This is a genomic window from Streptomyces lydicus, assembly GCF_004125265.1.
Classification (GTDB): Bacteria; Actinomycetota; Actinomycetes; order Streptomycetales; family Streptomycetaceae; genus Streptomyces; species Streptomyces lydicus_C.
Genome location: NZ_RDTE01000003.1, coordinates 8604876 through 8610875, shown reverse-complemented (window position 1 = coordinate 8610875; position 6000 = coordinate 8604876). Strand labels below are relative to the sequence as shown.

Here is a 6000-nt window from a genome sequence, read left to right as displayed (position 1 = left end):
GGACGCCTGGCGGCTGCTGCTGTCGTACGGCGTGCGCGCGGGCGGTACTTCGTCGGCAAGGTGGCCGCACTGGGGGTCCTGGGCTTTGTCTCCTCCACCGTGCTGCTGGTGATGCTCTCCCTCGGCGCAGTGATCAGCGGACATTTCCCCGAAGCCATGGGGACGGTGGTTGCGGCGGTCTATCTGCCCTGGCTGGTGGGTCTGTCCATGACGGCGCTGGCTGTGCTCGTCGCGGTGGTGTGGGGCATGGGCCCCAGCATCGGAGTGGGTGTCGCGAGCCTGCTGTCCGGGGCACTCGTTTCGGACAAGGTCTTCTGGTACGCCGTTCCGTTCGCCTGGCCGATGCGGGTGGTGCTACCGCTGGCCGGAATCGGGCCCAACGGAGTGCCGCTGCCGAAGGACAGCCCGGTGACCGACATGTCGGCCATCCCGCTCGCCGTGGGCCTCTCCGTCGTGCTGACCGCGGTTCTGCTGTTCATCGGCCGTATGCACATGAACCGTAAGGAGATCTGACCATGACCACGGCGACACCGGGAACATCGGGCGCGTACACAGCGCCGGCACTCACGATCCGCCAGCTGCACAAGCATTACGGCTCGCACCGAGCCCTGGACGGTGTGGACCTCACGGTCAGCGCGGGAGAGGTCTACGGCCTGCTCGGGCCGAACGGCGCCGGTAAGACGACGCTCATGAAGGCTTTGCTGGGCCTGCAACGGCCGACGTCGGGCAGCATCCAGATTTTCGGCAGGCCCGTCGGGCGGGAGTCGCTGGCCGATGTCGGTGCCCTGATCGAAGTCCCCGGGCTGTGGCCGACGCTGACGGCCGACGAGACGCTGAAGGTGCACGCCAAGCTGCGCGGCGTACCCCCAGGAGTGGATCGAACCGGCGCTGCGCCTGGTCAAGATGACCGACGCGCGGGGCCGGAAGGTCGGCGCGTACTCACTCGGCATGCGCTGGCGACTGGGGATCGCCGTCGCACTGCTGGCCAGGCCGCGGCTGATCGTCCTTGACGAGCCCACCAACGGCCTCGACCCCGTCGGCATCCGCGAGATGCGCGGGATCATCCGTTCGCTGGCCGGTGAGGGAGTAGCGGTGCTGATCGCCAGCCATCAGCTGGCAGAGGTCGCTCAGGTCTGCGACCGGGTGCACGTGCTGGCGGCCGGCCGCACACAGTACGAGGGCCCCCTGGCGGGGCTCGCCATCGACGGGGACGTGGAGGCCGGATTCTTCCGGCTGCTGGAAACCGCCGATGCGGGCATCCGCTGACCGGCGGCGGGACGGTTGATGGCCCCGGGACTGAGCGTCACGGGGCCATCAGAGGGCCGGATACGCGAAAGGCGCACGTCCAGGCGGCCCTTGGTGTGTCAGCAGGCGCGTGCCGTCAACGGGTCGGCTCAAGCCGAGCACGGCGCAGCGACATCAGTTCGGCACGGCTTCCGACGCCCAGATCGTCGTAAAGCCTGCGGATACGGCGGTACATGGACCGTTCGGAACAGAAGTAGCGCCGCGCAATCTCGGACACGGTGGTGGACGTGCAGAGCAGCCGCATCAACTCCGTGTCGTACGTGGGGAGGGTCGGTCTCAGCGGTGCTCCGGTGATGTGGGCCTCGCGGTCGACGTCGGTACGGGGCGCAGGCTCGCCGTCGTCGTTACCGTGGTGACGACCGCCCTGGTCGGCCGGGATGGCCTGGAGCCAGGTGGTGGTGGTCTCGGCGGGACTGGTCATGCGGTGCACCCGGAGCTGTGCGTAGAGCATGTCGATCTGGCTCTTGCCGGGTATGGCGAGGTTGAGCACGAAGTTCGCGCCGGAACGGATCGCGTAGTACGTCCGGTATCCCGAGATGTCGCTTGTGACCGCGATGAGCAGTGACAACGGATGCCGCACCCGTATGGCGCGCAGTTCCTCGACCTGGAACTCGCTGGTGACCGGTAACAGCACCGGCAGATCGAGCGCGCGGCCGGGTGCGGTCAGATCCCCGCCGTCGACGAAGTCGATGCAGTCCAGGCCGGAACGGAGCGTGCTGAGAGGGGCGTGCGGTGAGTCGAAGTGTGCCTTGAGTCCGGAGTGGGCCAGGACGTGGAGCTCGGTGGTAGTCGAAGCGTGCTGATGCAAGGCGATGTTCCCCCGTAATGTTGATCCCCGTGTTGTTCGTCCCGTGGTCAGTGGGCGACGCAATGCCCTGGATCACACTCGCGTTCGGCGCAGGACCCGCCAGTGTCCGGTCATCTGCCGACCCGGCAGAGCTTCAGGGTCTTGCTGAGCAGTGAGCCGAGGCTCACCTTGTCACCGCTGTCGCCGGATACGCGCACCGGATCGATGTCGCTGTAACCGGCATGCCGGGCACGGTCGTTGAGCGCGTATGTCGTGCCGTCCGGGACGGTGATGACGGCTTGGTCGCCCTTGCGACACTCGGCGGTGCCGTGGTCGACCGTCAACGGCCAGGTGTAGCCGAGATTCTTCTCGCTGATCTGCTGCTTGGTAGCGGTCGGGCTGGGCAGCGGTACGGGATCCTTGGTGTCGGGGTCGCTGCGGCTGTTGCCCCCGCAGGCGGTCAGGGCCAGCAGCGCCAGCCCCGTCAAGGCTGAGGCCACGGTAAAACACCGGCTATTCGTGATCACTTGTCGGCTACCTCACTGTCGGAGTGCTGGTGCGGTGGGCCCCGCCGTCGGCGCCGAGCAGGGCGGCGTAACCGTCCTCGATCGACGGCTCGACCGGACGGGCCCCGGCGGGCGGAGTGGTCGTGACGATGCGGTACTCAGTCCCCCCGGCGGTGGTCACGGCGCTCACCACCTCGGCGCCGGGCGGCGGCCCGCCGGTGGGGCCGGTGGCCTGGCACATGTACGTGCAGCCCGCGGCCTGGCTGACCAGAGCGGTGGTGGCGTCGTGGAAGACCAGCCGGCCGGAGGCGAGCACCGCCACTTCGGGGCAGGTCTGGGCGACGTCGTCGAGGATGTGGGTGGACAGCAGTACGGTGCGGCCGCGGCCGAGTCCGGCGAGCAGCGCGCGAAAACGCATCCGTTCGTGCGGGTCGAGGCCGGTGGTGGGCTCGTCCACGATCAGGACGGACGGGGCGCCCATCAGCGCTTGCGCGATGCCGACCCTGCGCTTCATGCCACCGGAGAACCCGGCCAGCCGCTCGCCGGCCCGCTCGTCCAGGCCGACCTCGGCGATCCGGTCGTCGACCTGACGGCGGCGTTCGCGCTTGTCGTGGATGCCCTTGAGTACGCCGATGTAGTCGAGGAACTCACGTGTGGTCAGGTCGGGGTAGAGGGACAGCTCCTGCGGCAGATAGCCCAGGGTGCGCTTGACGGCGATGAGTCCGGCGCCGGTCGACAGATCGTGCCCGGCGACGAGCACCCGCCCGGAGGTGGGCCGCAGCACACCGGTGAGGATGCGCAACAGGGTTGTCTTGCCCGCGCCGTTGGCGCCCAGCAGTCCGACGGTGCCGCTCTCGATGTGGAGGTCGAGGGTGTCCAGCGCGCGGCGGCCGCCGGGGTGGACCATCGTCAGTCGCTCAGTGGTGATGTTCATGATGCTCCGTGTCGTCTGATGCGGGCGACGAGATGGCCGAGCGCGTAGCAGGCCGCAGCCATCGCGAGGACGAGGGCGACGTTCAGCAGCGCGGTCGCGTCACTGACCGCGGGACGCAGCGCTCCGGTGCCCTGCCTGGCCGCCCACACCTCGGGTGCGCGCGCCCAGGCGACCAGCGGATAGCCGCCGAGCGGCGAGAAGACGGTGCCGGTCGCCGTGGGCAGCGGCGAGAAGTTCGGCGGGAAGTGGCAGGCCCACAGCCACACCGCGACCGTGACGGCGCGCGCCGCGGCCACCGGAAGCAATACGCCGAGCAGTCCGGCGAACGCGGTGACCAGCAGCGCCGCCGGGAGCACAGCCGTCACCAGCGAGACCACCGCCGAGCCGAACGGCGCGATGGAGCCCCCGGTCACCGAGACCACCGCGGCGTACAGCAGGAAAGAGGCGGCGACCGGCGCCAGAGCGGTCAGCAGCGGGCCGCCCAGAGTCCCGGCGGTCCGGGGAAGCGGTCCGGCGGGGGTGGCGGTCAGCAGCTCGGTCATGCCGCGCGCTTCGAGGCCGCGGCGCAGCCGGTCGGCGAGCGCGATGCCCACGCCGAGCGTGCAGAAGGTGTTGACGAGCACCGCGGCCGCGCCGGCCCGGGCGGCCGGGTCGTGGTGTCCGGTGACGACGGGCGAGGTCGCGGCCAGCAGCAGGCTGAGCAGGGCCAGGGGCAGCACCGCACCCCATACGGCCTTGCGGCGGGCCGCCATCAAAGCCTCGTAGCGCAGGGTCCACAGCAGGGCGGTCATCACGCCTCCCCAGGGCCGAAGTGGGCACCGGCGCCGTGGCCGAGACGGGCACCGGAGCGTCCGCCCGGGCCGAGTGCACGCAGCGCCAGCGCGGTCAGCCAGACGCCGGCCAGCAGAGCCGGAAGCGCCTGCCCTGCTCCTTCCGGCACCACCCGGTCGATCAGCAGCAGCTTGGCCAGGACGGCCGCGACGACCAGTCCGGTGGCGGACGCGGCCGATCCGGTCCGAACCGTCGCCCACACCGCACCACCGCTCAGCAGCACGGTCAGACCGGCCAGCTCCAGCAGTACGGCCATGGGGGCGAGGGGGTGGCCGGTGGCCGCGACCAGGCCCACCAGGGCGGGGGCGGCGACCGCGGTGACGGAGGCGGGCCAGGCCAGACGGCGAGCGACGGTGCGCGGGTAGGGGGTGGGCAGCGACAGATGAAGTTCCAGCATCGGCTCCCGTGCCACCGCCGCCGCACAGGCCAGTGCCGTGGCGGCGGGGAGCGCGCAGCTCAGCAGCGCACGTCCCAAGACCGTTCCGCCGCCAGGACCCGCGGCCACCGCCGCGTATGCAAGGAGCACCGCCAGACCCGGCAGTATGAAGGCCTGTCTTCCGCAGCGGCGCACTTCGTGAGCCCACCACGTCCCAGCGGTCATGTCGCAGCTCCTCCCGTTGTTCCCCTGCCTCTCGGTGAGCGCGGGGTGGCACCGCCGCTCGCAGCGTGCTACGGGGGGACGGCTGCGAGCGGCGGTGCACCCTGTACGTAGCGGCCGAGTCCGTAGTGGTTCACACACGTGCCCCGCTACGCCAGCGTGGCCTCGCCGAACGACCTCATGGTGGAGGCAGCCCATCCCAGCAGGACCACGGCCAGCGCCATGGTCCACGGCGTCGTCGACAGCAGCGGGTCCAACAACGCATCGATCGGTGTGGTGAGCACGCCGCCCGGCCCGCTCACCACGCCCAGGATCCACAACGCGCCCCCCGCCGCCGCGCCCACCGCCGGAGCGAACCGGACGGCCAAGGCGAGCGCGAGCGACGCGGTCAGCAACGACTGGCCGAGCCAGCTTGCGACCACCGCCCACCATCCGGGTCCCTGCACCAGCGCCGAACAGGCCATCGCGAGCGCCAGGTCGACGCAGAGCACCACGGTCAGCCTGGCCAGGAACACCGCCGCGGGCGGCACCGGCAGGGTGAACAGCAGCTCACGCCGTGGGTCTCGGCGCGGCGAGGCCACGATCAGCGCTCCCAACAGCACCAGCAGCACCGCCACCGCACCGAACAGGCGCACGCCGAGCCGTTCCTGTACATGCGCCGACGACAGAAGAGCCGCGCCGACGAAGCCGACCGCGCTCAGTGGCGCCCACATCCTGGGCATCAGCACGGCCTGTCGCAGCGCCAGCTGCCAGGCCGTCCGCCAGGGCCGGGCGAGACCGGGGGCGCGCCCGGTGCCCGTGACCGGGTCGGTATCCGCTTCATCGACGGAGACCGGAACGGTGGAGCGCGGCTGACTTGCGCCGGAGGGACCGGCAGCGGCCAGCGCGGGCCCCAGCAGGGCATCGAAGGACGGCACGGAGACGGTCTGTTCCGCTGCCTCCGCGCGCGCCGCGCCCTTGATGCCCTGCCAGACTGCCATCCTTGTACGGCAGTCGGCACAGCCGTCCAAGTGCCGCCGGTGGCTCGGGGCGACGGTTC

At 70.8% G+C, this 6000-nt stretch carries 6 protein-coding genes and 2 pseudogenes; 2 read left to right on the top strand and 6 right to left on the bottom strand.

The genetic code is table 11. The features are described from left to right. Window positions 1-513, top strand: a pseudogene (locus D9V36_RS40500) (hypothetical protein); the annotation flags it as partial. Between the two features lie 2 nt (window positions 514-515). Continuing rightward, a pseudogene (locus D9V36_RS40495) lies at window positions 516-1266 on the top strand (ABC transporter ATP-binding protein). A 115-nt stretch (window positions 1267-1381) separates the two neighbouring features. On the opposite strand, the gene D9V36_RS40490 reads toward D9V36_RS40495, so the two are convergent. From D9V36_RS40490 to D9V36_RS40465, 6 genes are all read right to left on the bottom strand, one after another. Further along, the gene (locus D9V36_RS40490) at window positions 1382-2113 is read right to left on the bottom strand and encodes a DNA-binding response regulator (protein WP_129292373.1); all 732 of its coding nucleotides are present in this window, start codon (window positions 2111-2113) and stop codon (window positions 1382-1384) included. Window positions 2114-2223: 110 nt separating this feature from the next. After that, a complete protein-coding gene (locus D9V36_RS40485; RefSeq protein ID WP_241720673.1) occupies window positions 2224-2592 on the bottom strand; it encodes a DUF2511 domain-containing protein in 369 nt (122 codons plus the stop codon). 34 nt (window positions 2593-2626) lie between these two features. After that, window positions 2627-3532: an ATP-binding cassette domain-containing protein gene (locus D9V36_RS40480; protein ID WP_129292374.1), complete on the bottom strand. Its 906-nt coding sequence runs from the start codon at window positions 3530-3532 to the stop codon at window positions 2627-2629. Then, complete coding sequence (locus D9V36_RS40475) at window positions 3529-4323, bottom strand: hypothetical protein (RefSeq protein ID WP_129292375.1); 795 nt, start codon at window positions 4321-4323, stop codon at window positions 3529-3531. Before D9V36_RS40475 ends, D9V36_RS40480 begins: the two co-directional genes overlap by 4 nt. Further along, the gene (locus D9V36_RS40470) at window positions 4323-4964 is read right to left on the bottom strand and encodes a hypothetical protein (RefSeq protein ID WP_206739587.1); all 642 of its coding nucleotides are present in this window, start codon (window positions 4962-4964) and stop codon (window positions 4323-4325) included. The genes D9V36_RS40475 and D9V36_RS40470 overlap by 1 nt, the downstream gene beginning before the upstream one ends. Window positions 4965-5110: 146 nt before the next feature. Further along, the gene (locus D9V36_RS40465) at window positions 5111-5941 is read right to left on the bottom strand and encodes a hypothetical protein (RefSeq protein ID WP_206739588.1); all 831 of its coding nucleotides are present in this window, start codon (window positions 5939-5941) and stop codon (window positions 5111-5113) included. Between the last annotated feature and the right edge of the window lie 59 nt (window positions 5942-6000).

Excerpts from the sequence above, each read along its gene's own strand:
- D9V36_RS40480 (WP_129292374.1), bottom strand. The coding sequence starts at position 3,532 with ATGAACATCACCACTGAGCGACTGACGATGGTCCACCCCGGCGGCCGC.
- D9V36_RS40475 (WP_129292375.1), bottom strand. The coding sequence starts at position 4,323 with ATGACCGCCCTGCTGTGGACCCTGCGCTACGAGGCTTTGATGGCGGCC.
- D9V36_RS40470 (WP_206739587.1), bottom strand. The coding sequence starts at position 4,964 with ATGACCGCTGGGACGTGGTGGGCTCACGAAGTGCGCCGCTGCGGAAGA.
- D9V36_RS40465 (WP_206739588.1), bottom strand. The coding sequence starts at position 5,941 with ATGGCAGTCTGGCAGGGCATCAAGGGCGCGGCGCGCGCGGAGGCAGCG.